At 72.5% G+C, this 17,685-nt stretch carries 15 protein-coding genes and 1 tRNA gene; 8 read left to right on the top strand and 8 right to left on the bottom strand.

Annotated elements, in window-relative coordinates:
• Nucleotides 1-76 precede the first annotated feature (76 nt).
• From MLV88_RS20315 to MLV88_RS20290, 6 genes are read left to right on the top strand one after another with little or no spacing between them, the layout of a single operon-like run.
• Complete coding sequence (locus tag MLV88_RS20315; RefSeq protein ID WP_242352762.1) at nucleotides 77-709, top strand: DUF4129 domain-containing protein; 633 nt, start codon at nucleotides 77-79, stop codon at nucleotides 707-709.
• Nucleotides 706-1,974, top strand: a complete 1,269-nt coding sequence (locus MLV88_RS20310; RefSeq protein ID WP_242352764.1) for a DUF4350 domain-containing protein — start codon at nucleotides 706-708, stop codon at nucleotides 1,972-1,974. Before MLV88_RS20315 ends, MLV88_RS20310 begins: the two co-directional genes overlap by 4 nt.
• Nucleotides 1,928-2,884, top strand: a complete 957-nt coding sequence (locus tag MLV88_RS20305) for an AAA family ATPase (protein WP_255821063.1) — start codon at nucleotides 1,928-1,930, stop codon at nucleotides 2,882-2,884. The genes MLV88_RS20310 and MLV88_RS20305 overlap by 47 nt, the downstream gene beginning before the upstream one ends.
• On the top strand, nucleotides 2,881-4,194 hold the full coding sequence (locus tag MLV88_RS20300) for a DUF58 domain-containing protein (RefSeq protein ID WP_242352766.1): 1,314 nt from the start codon (nucleotides 2,881-2,883) through the stop codon (nucleotides 4,192-4,194). The genes MLV88_RS20305 and MLV88_RS20300 overlap by 4 nt, the downstream gene beginning before the upstream one ends.
• Nucleotides 4,191-5,180 (top strand): stage II sporulation protein M, encoded by a 990-nt coding sequence (locus MLV88_RS20295; RefSeq protein ID WP_242352769.1) that lies wholly within the window; start codon nucleotides 4,191-4,193, stop codon nucleotides 5,178-5,180. The genes MLV88_RS20300 and MLV88_RS20295 overlap by 4 nt, the downstream gene beginning before the upstream one ends.
• A complete protein-coding gene (locus tag MLV88_RS20290) occupies nucleotides 5,177-6,043 on the top strand; it encodes an RDD family protein (protein ID WP_242339554.1) in 867 nt (288 codons plus the stop codon). The genes MLV88_RS20295 and MLV88_RS20290 overlap by 4 nt, the downstream gene beginning before the upstream one ends.
• A gap of 52 nt (nucleotides 6,044-6,095) precedes the next feature.
• Here MLV88_RS20290 and MLV88_RS20285 read toward each other — a convergent pair whose 3' ends face one another.
• From MLV88_RS20285 to MLV88_RS20255, 7 genes are all read right to left on the bottom strand, one after another.
• A complete protein-coding gene (locus tag MLV88_RS20285; protein ID WP_242339556.1) occupies nucleotides 6,096-6,926 on the bottom strand; it encodes a hypothetical protein in 831 nt (276 codons plus the stop codon).
• Between the two features lie 203 nt (nucleotides 6,927-7,129).
• Nucleotides 7,130-7,909: an ABC transporter ATP-binding protein gene (locus tag MLV88_RS20280; RefSeq protein ID WP_242339558.1), complete on the bottom strand. Its 780-nt coding sequence runs from the start codon at nucleotides 7,907-7,909 to the stop codon at nucleotides 7,130-7,132.
• Nucleotides 7,906-8,823 carry an ABC transporter permease gene (locus tag MLV88_RS20275; RefSeq protein ID WP_242352773.1) on the bottom strand — a complete coding sequence of 306 codons (918 nt, stop codon included), beginning with the start codon at nucleotides 8,821-8,823 and terminating at the stop codon, nucleotides 7,906-7,908. The genes MLV88_RS20280 and MLV88_RS20275 overlap by 4 nt, the downstream gene beginning before the upstream one ends.
• 2 nt (nucleotides 8,824-8,825) lie before the next feature.
• Entirely contained in the window at nucleotides 8,826-9,812 is a 987-nt protein-coding gene (locus MLV88_RS20270) for an ABC transporter substrate-binding protein (protein ID WP_242352775.1), read from the bottom strand.
• A 2-nt stretch (nucleotides 9,813-9,814) separates the two neighbouring features.
• Nucleotides 9,815-11,803: an anaerobic carbon-monoxide dehydrogenase catalytic subunit gene (gene cooS / locus MLV88_RS20265; RefSeq protein WP_242339563.1), complete on the bottom strand. Its 1,989-nt coding sequence runs from the start codon at nucleotides 11,801-11,803 to the stop codon at nucleotides 9,815-9,817.
• Nucleotides 11,800-12,717 (bottom strand): cysteine synthase A, encoded by a 918-nt coding sequence (gene cysK / locus MLV88_RS20260; RefSeq protein WP_242352780.1) that lies wholly within the window; start codon nucleotides 12,715-12,717, stop codon nucleotides 11,800-11,802. Before cysK ends, cooS begins: the two co-directional genes overlap by 4 nt.
• Before the next feature lie 129 nt (nucleotides 12,718-12,846).
• Entirely contained in the window at nucleotides 12,847-14,127 is a 1,281-nt protein-coding gene (locus MLV88_RS20255; RefSeq protein WP_242339568.1) for a trans-sulfuration enzyme family protein, read from the bottom strand.
• Between the two features lie 310 nt (nucleotides 14,128-14,437).
• Between MLV88_RS20255 and MLV88_RS20250 the strand changes: the two genes are divergently transcribed.
• A tRNA-Leu gene (locus MLV88_RS20250) sits at nucleotides 14,438-14,523 on the top strand.
• Between the two features lie 48 nt (nucleotides 14,524-14,571).
• Here the strand turns inward: MLV88_RS20250 and MLV88_RS20245 are convergent.
• Nucleotides 14,572-17,106, bottom strand: coding sequence for a PPC domain-containing protein (locus tag MLV88_RS20245; protein ID WP_243338512.1), 2,535 nt, complete (start codon nucleotides 17,104-17,106; stop codon nucleotides 14,572-14,574).
• Nucleotides 17,107-17,569: 463 nt separating this feature from the next.
• On the opposite strand from MLV88_RS20245, the gene MLV88_RS20240 reads away from it, so the two are divergent.
• Nucleotides 17,570-17,685 (top strand): transposase (locus tag MLV88_RS20240; protein WP_243338262.1); only part of this gene is annotated, 116 nt, incomplete at its 3' end.

Below are 17,685 nucleotides of genomic sequence, written 5' to 3'. Positions count from 1 at the left end.
ACCTCCGCCTCGGCGTCGGTCGGGTCCGGGCGAGCCCATCCTTGTGGAGCCCGCCCGCCCGTTCTACTCTCGGGAAATGCCGCTCCTCGCCGGGCTCGTGGCCGCCCTGCTCGCTGCCACGCCCGCGCTTGCGCCCGCGTCGCCGCCGCCGGCCCCGCGTTCCGCCGAGTCGATCGAGGCGCGTGCAGGCGAGATCCTCGCGCGCGGCGACGTCCAGACGTCCCTCCCGTCCGAGTGGAAGCCGGTCGAGCTGCCCGACCTCCTCGCGACCGTGCTGCGGGTGCTCGTCTTCGCGGGGATCGCGCTGCTCGCGGCGCTCGCCGGCACCTGGCTCTTCCGGCGGCTCCGCGCGCGCTCCCGGGATCCCGAGGTCGAGGGTGGGTCCGGGACGGAGGCGGGCCCGGAGCCGATCCCCATCCCGTCCGCCGAGGCCGCCGCCGCGGCGGGCCGGTACGGCGAGGCGATCCACGCGCTGCTGCTCGACACGCTCGCGGCCCTCTCGCGCGCGGCGCGCCTCGCGCCGTCGCTCACCTCGCGCGAGATCGTGGGGCGCGTCCGGCTGGCGCCCCCTGCGCGCGAGGCGCTCGCAGGCCTCGTGACCGCGGTGGAGCTCTCTCACTTCGGCGGCGCGGTGCCGGGCGAGGCGGACTACCGCGCCTGCCTCGACCGGTTCCACGTCTTCCTCCAGAGCTACCGGGGCACGACGTGAGCGGGCCCTTCTCCCGCCGCGGCGCCACGTGGCTCGCCCTCGCCGCGACCGCCTCGCTCGCCGCCGCCGCCTTCCTGGGCGTCTTCGGGGACGAGCTCTCCGAGCCGCCGTCCGTCGCGCCCGGCGCGTACAGCCGGTCCGCCATCGGCCACCGCGCGTTCGTCACGCTCCTCCGCGAGCTCGGGATCCCGACGCTCGTCTCGCGCCACCGGACCGCGGACAAGGCCGCCGACGGCGCGCTGGTCGTCCTCGCCGAGCCGGCGCTCGAGCCGGCCGGCGAGAGGGGCCGGCGGACCGTGACCCTGGAGGAGATCGCCTCGGACGCCTCGCGGCTGCTCGTCGTGCTCCCGAAGCGGTCCGGGTTCCCCGATCCCCACCGGCCGCGCTGGCTCGGCGGCGCGAGCCTCCTGCCGCTCGCGGAGGTCCGGCGTGCCCTCGAGGTCCTCGAGCTCGACGCCGAGGTGGTCCGGCCGAGGCAGCTCACCGCCGCGTCCTGCGGGACGCTGCCGGCGGGGGCCGTGCTGGACGCCCCGCAGCTCCTGCGCTCCGACGCGCTCGTGCCCCTCGTCTCCTATGCGGAGGGCATGCTCGCCGGCGAGGTCGTGGACGAGGAGACGGGCCGCCGGATCGTGGTGCTCGCCGACCCGGACGTCCTCGCCAACCACGGCCTCGGGCGGGGCGAGAACGCGGCCCTCGCGCTGCGGCTCGTCGAGCGCCTCGGCGGAGGCGAGGTGCCCGTGGTGATCGACGAGACGCTGCATGGGCTGGACCTCCAGCCGTCCGTGGCCCGCGAGCTGTTCAGGTTTCCTCTCGTCCTCGCCACGGCGCAGGCGGCGCTCCTCGCGGCGCTCGCCGTCTGGGCCGGGCTCGTGCGCTTCGGCCGGCCGCGCCCGCCCGACGCGCTCCTCGCGCCCGGCAAGGCGTTCCTCGTCGAGAACACGGCGGCCCTGCTCCGCCACGGCGGGCACGTCGCGCACGTGCTCGGCGCGTACCTGCGCGCGGCGAAGGACGAGGTGGCGCGGAGGTCGCGGGCGCCCGGCGACCGGGCCGAGGCCCAGGACGCCTGGATCGCGCGGCTCGCCGCGGCGCGCGGCCGGAGCGACGCGCTCGCCCGGGCCGAGGCGCGCGTCCGCGCGCTCGAGGGGCGGGGGCGCGGGGCGGAGGAGGACGCGCTGCGGACGGCGCTGGAGATCCACACCTGGCGGGAGGAGATGACGCATGGAGCTGACGGCGATTCGAGACGTGACCGAGCGACTCCGCGCTGAGGTCCACCGGGTGGTCCTGGGCCAGGACGCCGCCCTCGACCTCATGCTCGTGGCGCTGCTCTCCGACGGGCACGTCCTGCTCGAGGGCGTCCCGGGCACGGCGAAGACCTTGCTCGCCCGCGCCTTCGCGGCCGCGCTCGGCATCGGCTTCAACCGCATCCAGTTCACGCCGGATCTCATGCCCGGCGACGTCGTCGGCACGAACATCTTCAACTTCCAGACGAGCGCGTTCGTGCTGACGCGCGGCCCCGTGTTCACCGACGTGCTCGTGGCCGACGAGATCAACCGCACGCCTCCGAAGACGCAGGCGGCCTTGCTGCAGGCCATGCAGGAGCGGGCCGTCACCATCGACGGCACCACCCATTCGCTCTCGCCGGGCTTCATGGTGCTCGCGACGCAGAACCCGATCGAGCAGGAGGGGACCTATCCGCTCCCGGAGGCCCAGCTCGACCGCTTCCTCTTCAAGGTGAGCGTGGGCTACCCGTCGCGCGACGAGGAGCGCGCGATGGTGCGCGTGCACGGCCACCGTACGGCGACGCCGCCCATCTCGGAGTTCGCGATCTCCTCGGTCGCCTCGCTCGAGGACCTCGTCGCCATGCGCGCGGCGGTCGCCGCCATCCGCCTGTCGGACGAGATCGTCGACTACGTCGTGGACCTCGTGCGCGCGACGCGCGCGCGGGCGCAGCTCCTGTGCGGCGCCTCGCCGCGCGCCGCCAACATGCTCGCGACGGCCGCGCGGGCGCTGGCCGCCACGCAGGGGCGGGCGTTCGTCATCCCCGACGACGTGAAGGCCCTCGCGCGGCCCGTGCTCCGGCACCGCATCGTCCTCGCGCCGGGCGCCGAGATCGAGGGCTCCACGCCGGACGCCGCGGTCGCGAGCGTCCTCGAGGAGGTGGAGGCCCCCAGGTGATCCACCCGACCCGCCGCGCCCTCCTGCTCGTGGCCGCAGGCTTTCCGGTCGCGCTCCTGCCCGCGCTCGTGCACCCGCGCCTCTGGGGTGTCTGGCTCGTCGTGGCGGCCCTCACGCTCGCCGCCATCGGGGCCGACGCGATCCTGGCGCTGACGCCGGGGGCGCTCGCCGCGTCGATGGAGGTCCCCGAGTCGCTGTTCGTCGGCGAGGCGGGCGCCGCGCGCGTCGTCCTCTCGGCGGCGCGCGGGGCCGCGACGGTGGAGGTCCTCGCCGATCTGCACGCGGACCTCGACCCGCAGCCGCCGGCGGAGCTCCGCGTCCGCGCGGGCGAGCCGGCGGCGCTCGAGATCGCGCTCCGCGCCCGCCGGCGCGGCAGGCCCACCGTGGACGCGCTCTGGCTCCGCTGGCCGGGCCCGCTCGGCCTCGCCGCGCGGCGCAAGCGCGTCGCGATCGACCGCGCGGTGGCGGTGCTGCCGAACCTCCGCCCCGTCCGCGCCGCGGCCTTCCGCTACTTCGGCGCGCGGGAGCTCTCCGCCGGCGTGCAGGTCGAGCGGTTCCTGGGCGACGGCTCGGAGTTCGACGCGCTGCGCGAGTGGGTGCCCGGGCTCGACCCGCGGGCCATCAGCTGGAAGGCGACCGCGCGCCACCGCAAGCTCCTCGCCCAGGAGTTCCGCGCCGAGCGAAACCACCAGGTGGTCCTCGCGCTCGACACCGGTCACCTCATGGCCGAGCCGCTCGAGGGCGTGCCGCGCCTCGACCACGCCGTGACCTCGGCCCTCCTCCTCGGCTACGTGTCACTCCGCCTCGGCGACCGCGTGGGGCTCTACGGCTTCGATCGCGCGGCGCGCGCCTGGACGGAGCCGCAGGGCGGGCTGGGAGCGTTCTCGCGCCTGCAGGCCGCCTCCGCCGGCCTCGCCTACTCGACCGAGGAGACGAACTTCACCGTCGGCCTCGCCGAGCTGTCGGCGCGCCTGCGCCGTCGCTCGCTCGTCGTGGTGTTCACCGAGTTCGTGGACACCGTGACCGCGGAGCTCATGCTCGAGAACCTCTCCCGGCTGGCGCGCCGGCAGCTCGTGGTGTTCGTGTCGCTGCGCGACCCGGGCGTCGAGGGGCTCGCCGGCGCGGCCCCGCGGCGGCTCGGGGACGTCTACCGCGCCGTGGTCGCCTCGGAGCTCGTGCGCGAGCGGGAGCGCGTCCTCGCGCGCCTGCGCCGCATGGGCGTCCATTGCGTGGACGCGCCGCCCGCCGCCGTCTCGACGCGCCTCGTGAACCGCTACCTCGACATCAAGCGCCGGGAGCTCATCGCGTGACCGTCGTGCTGAAGAGCGCGGCGTTCCGCGCCGAGCGGGAGCCCTCGTGGCGCGAGCTCGAGGGCCTCCTGGATCGGGTCGAGCGCTACGGCCTGCCCGCCCTCGCCTCCTCCGAGATCGCGCGGCTGCCGGCGCTCTACCGCGCCGCGCTCTCCTCCCTCTCCGTCGCGCGCGCGATCTCCCTCGATCGCAACGTCCTCGACTACCTGGAGACGCTCTCGGCGCGGGCGTACCTCGTCGTCTACGGGACGCGGCGGCACCTCCGGGACGCGCTCCGGGACTTCTTCGTCCACAGATTTCCGGGCGCGGTCCGGGCCCACCGGCGCCACCTCGCGCTCGCGCTCGCCCTCATCGCGCTCGGCGCGGTGGTCGGTCACGCGCTGACGGCGCGCGACGCCGAGCGGTTCTACGCGTTCGTCGATCCCGCGATGGCGCAGGGGCGCGGGCCGACCTCCTCGACCGCCTCGCTCCGCGAGGCCCTGTACGCGCCGAGGGACGCCGCGCAGCTCCTCAAGACCTTCGCGATGTTCCTGTTCCAGCACAACGCGACCATCGGCCTGCTCGCGTTCGCGGTCGGGTTCGCGGGCGGCGTGCCGTCGGCGCTCCTGCTCTTCACGAACGGGCTCGTCCTCGGGGCGTTCGGCGCGCTCTACCGCTCGCGCGGCCTCGCGCTCGAGTTCTGGGGGTGGGTGCTGCCGCACGGCGTGACCGAGCTCTTCGCGGTGGCGCTCTGCGGTGCGGCGGGCCTCGCGCTCGGGCAGGCCGTGGTGTTCCCCGGCCGCGAGGAGCGGCTCGCCGGGCTCGCGCGCCGCGGGCGGGAGGCTGGCGTCCTCGCGGTCGGGGCCGTCGCCCTGTTCTTCGTCGCCGCCCTGGTGGAGGGGCTCTTCCGGCAGCTCGTCCACTCCGTCCCGATCCGCTACGGCGTCGCCGCCGCCACGTTCCTCTTCTGGACCGTCTACCTCGCTCGCGCAGGGAGGCGGGCGTGACCGCCGGCGGCGCGCGCACGCGCGAGGTCGTGACCCCCGACGGCGTGCCGCTGCGCTTCGCGATCGCGCTCGCGGGCGACCGCGCGGGTGCGTTCCTGCTCGACTACCTCCTCGTGCTCGCCGCGGTGCTCGTCTCGGTGCTCGCGATCTTCTTCCTGGTGGGGTGGGCGGGCGGTGCGGATCTCGCCCTGGCCGGCGCGCTGCTGGCGCTGTTCCTCGTCCGCACCTTCTACTTCACCTTCTTCGAGCTCTCGTGGCGCGGCCAGACACCGGGGAAGCGCAAGCTCGGGATCCGCGTCATCGACGCGCGCGGCGGTCCGCTCACGGCGGAGGCGATCATCACGCGGAACCTCACCCGCGAGCTGGAGGTGTTCCTGCCCATGACGGCGCTCGCCGGGCCCGACGCGGTCTACCCCGGCGCGCCGGCGGGCGTCGCCCTCGCGGCGCTCGCGTGGATGCTGCTGTTCGGGCTCCTGCCGCTCTTCAACCGCGATCGCCTCCGCGTGGGTGACCTCGTGGCGGGGACGATCGTCGTGCGCGCGCCCGACGCGCGATTGCTCGACGAGCTCGTCGCCGCGCCCGCGTCGCGAGCGGCGGACGGCTTCGCCTTCTCGCTGGAGCAGCTCGACGTGTACGGTGAGTACGAGCTGCACGTCCTCGAGGGGCTGCTCCGCGATGGGCCCGCCGCGCGCCCGGACGCGCTCGCGGCCGTCGCGGCGCGGATCCAGGAGAAGATCGGGTGGGACGCCCCGGCGCCGGACGACCGCGCGTTCCTGCGCGCCTACTACACGGCGCTGCGCGGCCGGCTCGAGCGGCGCCTCCTCCTGGGGAGGCGGCGGGCCCACAAGCTCGACCGCTCCTGAAAAAGGGCGGCGCGATCCGCGCGTCGCGGATCGCGCCCGCCGGCGGTCGGTGCTACCCGAAGACCTTCACGAGCGAGGCGGTGTCCACGCCCTCCTTCTCCGCGCGCAGGTCGTGGTACGCGACCGCGGGCGCGATCGCGCCGAGCGACCCGATGGCGAGGCTCACCACCGTGGAGATCACCATGCCAACGATGCCGGTGATCTGGCCGCCGAGCGCGGCGAGGGCCGGGAACACCAGGTTCACGAACGCGCTCACCCCCATGAACACCGCGAAGAACACCAGGAACGCGGCGAAGATGGCGAGGCGCCGGCCCTTCGTGAGCTGGAAGCTGCGCCTCACCGAGCCGAAGATCCCGTTGCGCTCGACGACGGCCACGGGCACCGACACGCTCACGGCCGTCAGCACGATGAGTCCCGGGACGATGAGCAGGACGAACCCGAGCACCGACGCGAGGTAGCAGATCACGCCCACGCCGAGCACGACAGGCGCGCGGCGCAGGCCCGCGCGGAGGAGATCCCCGAGCTGGACCGGCTGGCCGGCCAGGCTCTGGATCGCCCCGTAGGTGAGCGCCGCCATCTGGACGAGGAGGAGCGCCATCGCGACGAGCCAGACGACGGCGAACGCCCCCATGGCCCCCGAGATCGCCGCCGGGTCCACCTGCGCACCTGGCGTCCGGAAGAAGAGGTTTCCGACGCCGAGCGCGACGGCGACCACCATCATCGGCACGTAGACGACGAGCGCGAGGACGAAGAATTTGCCGAGGTTGCTCCACCAGATCGAGAACGAGCGCGAGAGCAGGTTGCCGACGGTGAAGCGCCGCTCCGCGCCGACGGCGAGCGGTGCGGGCGGCGGCGCTGCGGGGATCGTTGCGGGAAGGTTCATCTCGTGACCTCCAGGAGAGAGGCGGCGAGCATAGTTTGCACCACCCGTGACGTCGAGGATCCACCGTGTGTGCGGGCTTCGCCCACAGCTTTTCGCCGCGCCGCGTTGTGCCGGAGTCTCTCGACCCGCGGGGCGCGGAGCGAGCGGACGTGACCCGGCTTCCGGGCAGCGCTCGAGCCCGACGCTCGACGAGCACACGCCCGTCAGATCTCGAAATCCGGCTTCGAATCGTGAACGAGCTCCAGCTCCGCGTACACCCGACGCCGCAGCTCGTCGAACTCGGGGCTCGTCCGGGAACGGGGGCGCGGCAGCGGCACGGGGATGACGGTCTTCACCCGTCCTGGGTTCGTCGCCATCACGAGGATGCGATCGGCGAGGAACACGGACTCCTCGATGTCGTGGGTCACGCAGATGATGGTCTTCCGCTTCTCTTCCCAGATCCGCGCCAGCTCCTCCTGGAGCTTGATGCGGGTGATCGCGTCCAGCGCGCCGAACGGCTCGTCCATGAGGATGCACTCGGGATCCACGGCGAGCGCGCGCGCCAGCGCGATGCGCTGCTGCATGCCGCCCGAGAGCTCGTGCGGATGATGCTCGGCGAACGAGGACAGGCCGACGAGGTCGAGACACTGCATCGCTTGATCGCGGCGCTGGCGCCGGGGAACCCCGGACACCTCGAGCCCGTACTCGACGTTGCGCAGCACGCTGCGCCAGGGGAACAGGCCGTAGCTCTGGAACAGGGTCACGACCCGGCGCTGCGGCCCGTCCACGATCGCGCCGTCGATCTCCACGGAGCCTCGTGACGGGAAGTCGAACCCCGCGAGGATGTTGAGGAGCGTGGACTTCCCGCAGCCGCTGGGGCCCACCAGGCACACGAACTCGCCCCCCCGGATCTCGAGGTCGACCGCGGCCAGCGCGACCGTCGTCCCGCTCCGGGTCGCGAAGCGCTTCTCGACCGAGCGCAGCACGATGCGCGCCTGCTTCATGTCACGTCCCCGGGCGCCGGCACCGCGCCCCACGCCCGGTAGATGCGGCGCTCGGCGGCGCCGATGGCCTTGTCGAGCGCGAGCCCCACGACGCCGATGACGAGGACCGCGAAGAGGAGCAGGTCCGTCCGCAGGAAGTTGCGCGCATCCATGACGAGGAAGCCGAGGCCCGAGCGCGCCCCCAGCATCTCTCCGGCGACGAGGTAGACCCACGCCGCGCCGAGCGCGATGTGGAGCCCGACGGCCACTTGGGGGAAGGCCGCGGGCACGACCACCTTCAGCACGATGTCCCGCTCGCTCGACCCGAAGTTCCGGGCGATCCGCAGCAGGAGCGGATCGACCCGGCGCACCGCTGCGACCGTGCTGAGGAGCGCCGGGAAGAACGACGCGAGGAAGATGATGGCGATGGCGGGCACGTCTCCGATTCCGAGCCACAGCACGGCCAGGGGGAACCAGGCGATCGGCGACACCGGGCGCAAGAGCTGGACCACGGGGTCGAACGCCCGCCAGAGCCGCTCGCGCCAGCCGAAGACGAGCCCCAGCGTCACTCCGAGCGTCCCTGCGAGAGCGTAGGCGACGAGGAAGCGGGCCAGGCTCGCGCCGACGTGCACGAACAGCGTCCCGTCCGCCAGGATCTGGGCGCCGGCGCCCAGCACCGCGATGGGGCCGGGGAGCTGCTCGGCCGTCCACCGCCCGGACCACGCCGCCGCCTCCCAGGCGAGGACGAGCGCCGCGATCCCCGAGACCGGCACGAGCCAGCGATCGAGCGCGCGCGTCACCTGCGACGCCGTGACGGACGACGCGCGCCGGGAGGCGAGGGCCCGCAGGGCGATCGCGTCCGAGGCCTCGCCCTCGGCCGGCCTGGCGGGCTGCGGCGACGGACCCGGGTCCGCGGCGTACGGTGGGGCGCCCATGCTCACCTCGCGTAGGCGTGCCTGGCGAACCGGTCGTCCAGGAACGCCCCCAGCTCCACCCGCGAGGTCGCGATGTCGAACCTGAGCATGTCCGCCTGCGTGACTTCCAGGTCATTCAGCTCCGGCAGGAGGTTGTCGTAGGTCACGCGGTCATGCGGATGCGTCAGGACGTGGCGGATGATCTCCGGCTTCTGTCCGAGGTACCGCGTCGACAGCTCCGCGGCCTCGTCCCGGTGCTCACCCACGAACCGGCCCGCCGCGACGAGCCCGTCGACGAGCTCCTGGACGACCTGTGCGTGCGCCGCGATGAGGTCCTCTCGGACGAGGAGCGCGCAGCAGACGTGGTTCGGCCAGACGTCCTTCGACAGCGTGAGGACCTTCCCGACGTTTTGCAGCTCGGCCTGGGCCCCGAACGGCTCAGCGACGATGAACCCGCCGATGCGGTCCGTCGCGAGCGCCTGGACCATCTCCGGCGGCGGCATCTCCACGATCTGCACGTCGCGGCCCGCCTCGAGCCCCTCGCCGGCGAGGATCCGCCGCAGCAGGATGTGGTGCGTCGAGAACCGGCTCGGGATCGCGATCGTCTTCCCTTTCAGATCCGCGATCGACGAGACCGCACCGCCCGCCTTCACCGTCAGCGCGCTGCCGTTGCGATGCCCGAGCAGCACGAGCTTCACCGGGACCCCCTTTGCGCGGAGGGTCAGCCCGATGGGCGTGAGGGCGAACGCAGCCTCGACCCGGCCGCCCTTCACCGCCTCCGCCAGCTCGGGCCAGCTCGCGAACTTGACGGGCTCCAGGGTGAACGTCCTGAAGCTCGTCCTCGCGCCCGCGATCACGGTCAGGTGATCCGTGAGCGGCAGGTACCCCAGCCGGACGGTGGGCTTCGAGCTCGACTGGCTGCGGCATGCGGGGACGAGGGCGCCGCACGCCACGGCGGCGCCGCCTGTCCCGACGAGCTTCAGGAGGTCCCTTCGCGTGATCGGTCGCATGCTCATTGCCCCATGGAGTGTTGGCCAGCCCAGCCGAGCGCGAGGCGCTTGCGGCGGAGGTGCATCCGGACGAGCTGCGCGCCGAGCCGCGGCTCGGGCTCCGTGTAGATCTTGGCGCCCACGAGCTTCAAGACGCCTTCGGTCCCGGCCAGGAAGTCGATGACGTCGTTGCTGCCGCGCTCCAGCTCGCCCGGCTCGCCCGGCTTCGGGCGCGGGATGGCGGGTGGAATGGGGCCCGGGAAGCCGACCAGATTGCTCACGCCGTGCACGAGGAACGTGAGCCCCTGCCCCACCGTCTTCTCGTTCCCCGGCTCGGGCCCGATGAACATGAACGGGAGGTCCTTCACCGCGACGCCGGCCGCGCGCGAAACCTCGGCGAAGAGGCGGAGCGTCCGCGTGTTGTCGACGCACCCGCCCACCGCCAGCACGGGCGGGATGCCGAGCTGACGGCAAAGGCGCCCGAGGCCGGGGCCCGCCTGGCCCGCGGCGTCCGGTCCGCAGAGGCCGTCGTTGAGGAGCGCGTGGGCGCAGCACCCCGTCGTGAGGAGGAGCACGTCGGAGCGAATGAGCTCGCGCGCGAGCGTCACGTGGTTGTGCTCGTACGGCACCTTGGGCGTGTTGCAGCCGACGATGGTGGCGATGCCCTTGAGCGTCCCGCTCCGGAGGAGCTCGACGATGCGCTCCGCGCCGCCGAGCGTGTCGAGGATGTTCTCGTAGCTCCACCCGACCTGGGCGGCGGTGGTGACCTGCGGGATGTGGATCTTCGAGCGGTCGCGCCTCGCGAAGGCTTCGACGGCCGCGCGGGCCACCCGCTCGGCGTCCGCCTGGAGCTGCTCCGGCTCCTCGGGATCGAACGGGACGTGGAGCGCTCCGGGGATCCGGTTCGACTTGCAGGTCGTGATGATCTGCGTCCCGAAGCAGTCGGCCAGGATCTTCGCCCCGGGGATGACGCACTGCATGTCCACGACCACCGCGTCGACGGCGCCGGTCCCGAGCACGAGCTCCTGGCCGCCGATGTTCGTGACGGTCGAGACGCCGTGTCGCGCGAGCAGCTCCTCGCCCGAGCAGCAGAGCCCGCCCACCACGATCCCCGCCGCGCCGGCCGCGCTCGCGAGCTGCTGGATCTCCGGGCTCCGGAGCTTCTCCAGGATCACCTCGACCATCACCGGAGAGTGGCCGTGCATGAGCACGTTCACGTGGTCGGCCTTCAGGATCCCGTAGTTCACGGTCGTGATCCGCTGCTGCGGCAGGCCGAACAGCATCTCGGTCGCGAACGAGGACCCGAAGAGCGTGCTGTAGCAGTAGGCCAGCGCGGCCCGCAGCTCCTGCGCGGCGAGCGCCGTCCAGTCCGTGCAGCCGCCGAGCGTGGTCATGTGGAGCGCTTCCATGACCTCGTAGGAAGCGCTGCGGGGGAGGATGCCGAGCCCCCTCCACGTCTCCTGCCGCTCCGGCGGGGCGAACGCTTCGAGGGTTCGAAGGGGGGACGCGTCGAGCCTGCCGAGATCCTCGAGGAGGATCCGGGTCACCTCGCGCGCCACGTCCGCGATCGGCCGGCCTTCGGCCGGGACGCCGAAGCGGCCCGCCAGCTCGAGCACGCGCGCCTCGCCCTTGATCGCGAGGTGTGCCTTGCCGTCCGCGGCGGCGAGCACCGAGAACATCGCCTCGTGCGCGTGACGCCCGTGCGCCGAGAGCCCGGCGACGAGCGCGCGCAGCACGTTGCCGATGACCATCGCGTTCTGGTCCTTGCCGCAGATGCCGCGCTCGGCGCGCGGGCCGATCCGGCACGGCCCCCACTGGCACATCCGGCAGCATCGACCGGTGAGGCCGAACGTGCACTGCGGCTTCTGCTGCTCGAACCGGTCGAAGAGCGTCTCGACCCCGAGCGCCTCGAGCCGCTGCAGGAGCTCGCGGGACGCGGGGTTCGGCGTCGACGCGACGTGCTCGGCCTTGTCCGGCACCTCGACGTTGAGGACGGGCAGGTGCTGCTTCATGAGAAGACCCTCGTCGACAGGTAGCGCTCGCCGGTGTCGGGCAGGAGGACGACGACGAGCTTCCCTTCGTTCTCGCGCCGCCGTGCGACCTCGATCGCGGCGTGCGCGGCCGCGCCCGCCGAGATCCCGACGAGCAGGCCCTCCTCGCGCGCCAGCCGCTGCGTCACCGCGAAGGCCTGCTCCGTGGAGACGCGAACGATCTCGTCGATGACGTCGACGTTGAGTACCTCGGGGATGAACCCTGCCCCGATCCCCTGCAGGTGGTGCGGTCCCGGCATGCCGCCCGAGAGCACCGGCGAGTCGTCGGGCTCCACGGCGACGATGCGCACGCCCTCCTTGCGCGCCTTGAGCACCTCGCCCACTCCCGTGATCGTGCCGCCGGTGCCCACCCCCGACACGAAGACGTCCACGCCGCCGTCCGTGTCGTCCCAGATCTCGACCGCCGTGGTGCGCCGATGTGCGGCGGCGTTCGCGGGGTTCGCGAACTGCTGGGGTACGAAGGCGTCGGCGTTCTCGCGCGCAAGCTCGGCCGCCTTGCGCACTGCGCCACGCATCCCTTGCGCACCCGGCGTGAGCACCAGCTCCGCGCCATAGGCGGCGAGCAGCTTCCTGCGCTCGACGCTCATCGTCTCCGGCATCGTGAGGATCAGCCGATAGCCCCGGGCCGCGGACACCAGCGCCAGGCCGATCCCGGTGTTGCCCGACGTCGGCTCGATGAGCGTGGTGCGCCCCGGAGCGATGCGCCCCTCGCGCTCTGCGGCGAGGATCATCTCGAGGGCGACGCGATCCTTGACGCTCCCGCCCGGATTGAACGACTCGAGCTTTGCGGCGACCGCCGCGACCTGACCGGGCTGCGGCTTCAGGCGCAGCAACGGGGTTCGCCCCACGAGGGCGAGGATGTCGTCGTGGATCATGCGCGCAAACTTAGCGGAGGAACTTCCGTTATCTCGGCCACGTCCGTCATGGTAGCAAAACGTCTGCCACGCCGGATGGGGACGCGCTCTGAGGGGGCCGGTGCGCGGTGCGGCCCGCCGCGGCGACGGTCAGGCCGGGAGCGTGCGCAGGGCCGCGTCCAGGTCGGCGATCAGATCCGCGGGCTCCTCGATCCCGACGGAGAGCCGGATCACGCCATCGGTGATGCCGGCGCGCTGGCGGGCCTCGGGCGACATGGACGCGTGCGTCATCGACGCGGGGTGCGCGACCAGGCTCTCCACGCCGCCCAGGCTCTCCGCGAGCGTGAACCAGCGCAGGGTCCTCAGCACGTGGTCGACACGATCACGCCGGCCGTCGGCCAGCTCGAAGCTCACCATGCCGCCGAAGCCGGTCTGCTGCTGCCGCGCGAGCGCGTGCTGCGGGTGGCTCGCGAGCCCCGGATAGTGCACCTTCGCGACCGCTGGGTGCGCGGCGAGGAAATCGGCGACGGCCCGGCCCCCGGCCTCGTGCGCGCGCATGCGGAGCTGCAGCGTCTTGAGGCCGCGCAGGACGAGGAAGCAATCGTGCGGACTCTGCGACGTGCCTAGCAGGTTGTTGACGCTCTGGATCCGCTGGACCAGCAGGTTCTTGCCGGGCGCGGCCACGACCGCGCCGCCCACCACGTCGCTGTGTCCGTTCAGGTACTTCGTCGTGGAGTGGACCACGAGATCGGCGCCGCGCCGGAACGGCTGCTGGGAGGCCGGCGAGAGGAACGTGTTGTCGACGACGGTGAGCGCGTCGTGGCGTCGCGCGAGCGCGGCGACCGCGGCGACGTCGGTCAGGCGCAGGAGCGGATTCGAGGGGGTCTCGATCCAGACCATGCGCGTGTTCGGCCGGAAGGCGGCGGCGACCGCGTCGAGGTCGGCGAGGTCGAGGTACGTGACCTCGAGACCGTAGGCGGCCTTCGCGTGCTCCAGTGCGCGGAAGGTGCCTCCGTAGCAGTCCACGGTGCAGAGGAGATGGCTGCCGTGCGGGAGGAGGTTCAGCGCGACGATCACCGCGCTCATGCCCGTGCTCGTACAGGTGGCGCCCGAGCCGCCCTCCAGGACCGCGAGCGCCTCCTCCAGCGCCGCGCGCGTCGGGTTGCCGCTGCGCGTGTAGTCGTAGCCGGCGTTCGTGCACACGTCGCGGAACGCGAACGTGGACGACTGGTAGATCGGCGGCATCACCGCGCCGTACGTGGGATCGGGCTGCACGCCGGCATGGACGCACTGCGTGCCCAGGCGAGCGCCGGGCACGAGCGCGGCGCGCCCCGCCCAGCCGGCCTTCGCAGGCGACCCCGGCGGCACGATGGTGAAGTGGTACGCGGGGTTCCCGGGGATGTTCGGGTCCAGATGAGCTTCGTCGGACATGCAACCTCCCCGCGCCGCTGCGATCGAGCAGTGCGTAGCGTTTGCGGATGTACCTGGGCCAGGGTCCTGCGGCAGCGGCGACATCCGTCATACCGGATGGACGTCTCGGATGCAAGATGGGGTGCCGCCCTGCTCGTGCCGGCCGATCGTCATCCCGTACCCATCCTCACGCATCGGAGAGCGGTCTCTCCGAAGCGGCGGCATGGATGAGTGGTGGCGTGTGGCTCGCTTGTCCCATGAAGAGGGCCGAACTGGTACGGTTGGTTACGCCATGGTTACGCGCGACGCGCGAGGTGGCGTAGGTGCTCCTGGGGCCGTGGCGGAACTGGCAGACGCGGCGGACTTAAAATCCGCTGCCGCGGAAGCGGCGTCCCGGTTCGATCCCGGGCGGCCCTACTCTCCCATCCTTGGTCGAGCCGTCGCGCGACGCGCGCTCGCGTCGCGCTACTGCTCGATGGCCCCGACGTCCGCCAGCCCGCCGCTGCGCGTCGCCCCCGTCTGGTCGGTCGGCTCGCGCAGGTACGTCTGGGTCACCCGCTCGACGGTGAGGGACACGTTGCCGAGCGGCCCGGTCACGAACGTTCCCCAGAAGTCGTCACCGAGGCGGACCATCCCGAGCCTGTCGCCGATCGCGACGTCGAGATCGCGCCAGAACTTGATCCAGGGCGCGTTCCGCGGGTCGGAAGGCCAGGTGACGGGGTGCTCGTACCAGGTGGTCCCGGTCAGGTCCCCGAACCCGCTCCCGAAGTCGCTGCCCAGCTCGGACCCGTACTCCTGTCTGAGCTGCAGGATCACGTGGTTCAGGAAGTCGTCCGTCGGGACACCGTAGCCCGTGTATCGGCCGTTCACGTAGGTGAGCGGGTACGGGGCGGCCGGGATCTTGTCGGCGGCCGCCGTGCCCGGCGGGTACCAGAGGAGCGCAGGCCCGCCGGCGTCCGTGCCGGCGGACACGATCGACTCATGGAAGCGCGCCCCTGCGACGTCGAGCGCGGCGCCGAGCGCGACGCCCTCCTGATCGCCCAGCTTCGGCCAGCGCCTCCGGTTCAGGTGCCCCCAGGCCGGCACCGGGACCAGGATCTGGCTGAAGTCGATCCGCCCCACGACGTTGTAGCCAGCGCTGCGGAAGTCGAGGATCGAGCCCGGGAACCAGTCCTCGGCGACACCGTTGAGCGTGTTCCCCACGACGATCGAGTTCTGCAGCCACACGTACTCGACGGTGTGCGCGTTCCCGATGGTGGCAGCCACGCCTCCGCCGCCGACGTTCGGCCTGCCGCTGAAGATCGCGGCCGGGCCGTCGACAGCGTTCTCGGCGATGGTGCTCGCGACGACCGAGAGCGATCCGCCGCCCATGTACACGCCGCCGCCACGGTAGTAATACTGCCCGTCCTGGGGCAGGGCGTCGTTGTCCTCCACCAGGTTCCTCGCCACCGTGCTGTTCTTGATCTCCATCGTGGCGAGGTTGTTCGGCCCGCCGGAGAGGGTGAAGAGGCCGCCGCCGTACGCGTGCTGGGCACGGACGAGATTGCCGCTGACCGTGCAGCGGTCGAGGAACGTGTTGTTGCCGCGCCCCGACGTGCTGTCGGCTCCGCCGACCGAGTAGACGCCGCCTCCCGCGGCCCCGTATCCGATCGCCGCGTTCCCGCTCACGACGACGCCGCGCAGGACGAGGCCGTTGGCGTAGATCCCGCCGCCGTAGCTGCCCCGGTCACGGGAGGCCTGGGTGTCGCCCACGACCGTGTTGCCCGCGATCGTGCACCGCTCGAGCGTGGCGGTGCCCCACACCGCGAGCCCGCCGCCCCTGGCCAGCGTGAACGGTTGGGTGCTGCCGGAGATGGGTTCGGCGACCGAAGAACCCGACGAGATCGTGACGTTGTTCATCGTCAGGTTGCCGTAGACCGCGAGCACGCGCGCGTGGCTGGTGTCGCCGCCGTTCCAGCGCAGGGTGATGCCGTTCGGCAGCATCGAGGCGTCGATGACGACGTCCTTGCGCGCGTACAGCGCCGAGCGCCCATAATCGCGATCCTGGTACCCGGAGAACGCGCCAGCCGCGTACACCTCGCCCTTCAGCACCGTGTGCTCGTCCCCCACGATCGACAGCAGGATCGTCCGGCCGTCGAGCGAGCGGTCGAAGGTGATCCGCTCGCCCGAGGCGGCGGCCGCGAGCGCCGACCTCAGCGTCACCGCGCGGCCCGTCGGGCTCGCCACGTCCTCGAGACTATTGACGAGGAGTGACCCGCTCGGCTGCGCGGCGTAGGTCGCCGTGAGCGCGACGCCCGAGTAGGCCTTGTCCGCGTCGAGCACCACGTACCAGGCCCCCGCGGAGGGGCTGGGGATCGTGCATGACTCGTCGTTGGTCCTCGCCGCGCTCCGGCACTCGTACGTCCTCGTGGTGGGCACCCAGCCCTGACGGACGTACAGGTTGGCGTTCCCCGTCCCTCCCGCCGTGGAGACCACGAGGGAGCTCTGACCGGCGGGCACGCCGATCGCGAAGCAGGGCTGCTCACCTTGCGCCGCCGAGAGCCCCGTCGAGGCGACGCCTTCCTGGAGCGGGGTACAGGTCGCGCCCTCGTGCGCGGCGACGAGGGTCGCGCCGGAGAACGCGGTCCGCGCGTAGAGCATCACGAACCAGGTGCCGGGCGCGGGGTCGGCGATCGTGCACCTGTCGCCGCCGGTCCTCGCGCTGCTCCGGCAGTCGTACTCCCTGAGCGTCGGCATTGCGCCGAACCGGACGTAGAGATCGGCGTTGCCGGTCAGCTGGGTCACGTCCACTGTCAGTGATCGCTGGCCGGCGGGCACGGTGAGGCCGAAGCAGCGCTGCTGGCCTTGCGCCGCCCAGAGGTGGGTGATCGGCACTCCGTCCTGGAGCTGGACACACGTGCTCAGGCTCGTGAGCTCCTGCGCGGCGGTGTGGGAGCTGCCGTGCGCGACCGTCGCAGCCGCGACGACCGCGAAGACGATCCGGATCGCGTGTGCGTGCATGGTCCCCTCGTCACGCCTGCAATGGCGCGAATTGCTCACGCGCACTCTAGGCGTGTCGCGCGAATACCAGCCTCGACCACTGCGGGGCTGCGGCACGCAGGCGGCGCGCGCGGCCGGAGAGCGAGTGCCCGGGCCAGGGCATGAGCGTTGTCGGCGCAGGCAGGGTCGCAAGCGCGTCCTGGGGGCGCACCCGCAGGTCATAGGAGCCACGGGTCACACGATGATTCGCGCCGAGCCTCGCGAATCGGGGCGCATCCTCGTCCCGTCACTCGAGCTGCATCGCGTCGAGAGATGAGGAGGCGGACATGAAACGGTTGGTCTCGCTCACGACGGCGCTGCTCGTCGGTCTGGCTCCGGCGGCGGCGGTCGCCTATTCGAATCAGTATTTCACGTGGACGAATGACCTGCCCCCCGAAAACTGGACGGGTCGAAGCGTGAGTCCTCTACTGATCGTGGAGGACGGATGCGGAAGAGCAAGTTCACCGACGAGCAGATCATCAAGGTCCTGAAGGAGGTCGAGGCGGGCGCCAAGGTGCAGGACGTCGTGCGCCGCCTCGGCATCACGGAGACGACCTTCTA

The organism is Anaeromyxobacter soli, from assembly GCF_022808855.1.
Lineage (GTDB): Bacteria > Myxococcota > Myxococcia > Myxococcales > Anaeromyxobacteraceae > Anaeromyxobacter > Anaeromyxobacter soli.
This window is presented reverse-complemented; position numbering and strand designations above follow the sequence as displayed.

What these genes read in the sequence shown, in the direction of transcription:
- MLV88_RS20280 (WP_242339558.1), bottom strand. Translation starts at nt 7,909, where the DNA reads ATGAAGCAGGCGCGCATCGTGCTGCGCTCGGTCGAGAAGCGCTTCGCG.
- MLV88_RS20270 (WP_242352775.1), bottom strand. Translation starts at nt 9,812, where the DNA reads ATGCGACCGATCACGCGAAGGGACCTCCTGAAGCTCGTCGGGACAGGC.
- MLV88_RS20245 (WP_243338512.1), bottom strand. Translation starts at nt 17,106, where the DNA reads ATGCACGCACACGCGATCCGGATCGTCTTCGCGGTCGTCGCGGCTGCG.
- MLV88_RS20315 (WP_242352762.1), top strand. Translation starts at nt 77, where the DNA reads ATGCCGCTCCTCGCCGGGCTCGTGGCCGCCCTGCTCGCTGCCACGCCC.
- MLV88_RS20255 (WP_242339568.1), bottom strand. Translation starts at nt 14,127, where the DNA reads ATGTCCGACGAAGCTCATCTGGACCCGAACATCCCCGGGAACCCCGCG.
- cooS (WP_242339563.1), bottom strand. Translation starts at nt 11,803, where the DNA reads ATGAAGCAGCACCTGCCCGTCCTCAACGTCGAGGTGCCGGACAAGGCC.
- cysK (WP_242352780.1), bottom strand. Translation starts at nt 12,717, where the DNA reads ATGATCCACGACGACATCCTCGCCCTCGTGGGGCGAACCCCGTTGCTG.
- MLV88_RS20305 (WP_255821063.1), top strand. Translation starts at nt 1,928, where the DNA reads ATGGAGCTGACGGCGATTCGAGACGTGACCGAGCGACTCCGCGCTGAG.
- MLV88_RS20285 (WP_242339556.1), bottom strand. Translation starts at nt 6,926, where the DNA reads ATGAACCTTCCCGCAACGATCCCCGCAGCGCCGCCGCCCGCACCGCTC.
- MLV88_RS20275 (WP_242352773.1), bottom strand. Translation starts at nt 8,823, where the DNA reads ATGGGCGCCCCACCGTACGCCGCGGACCCGGGTCCGTCGCCGCAGCCC.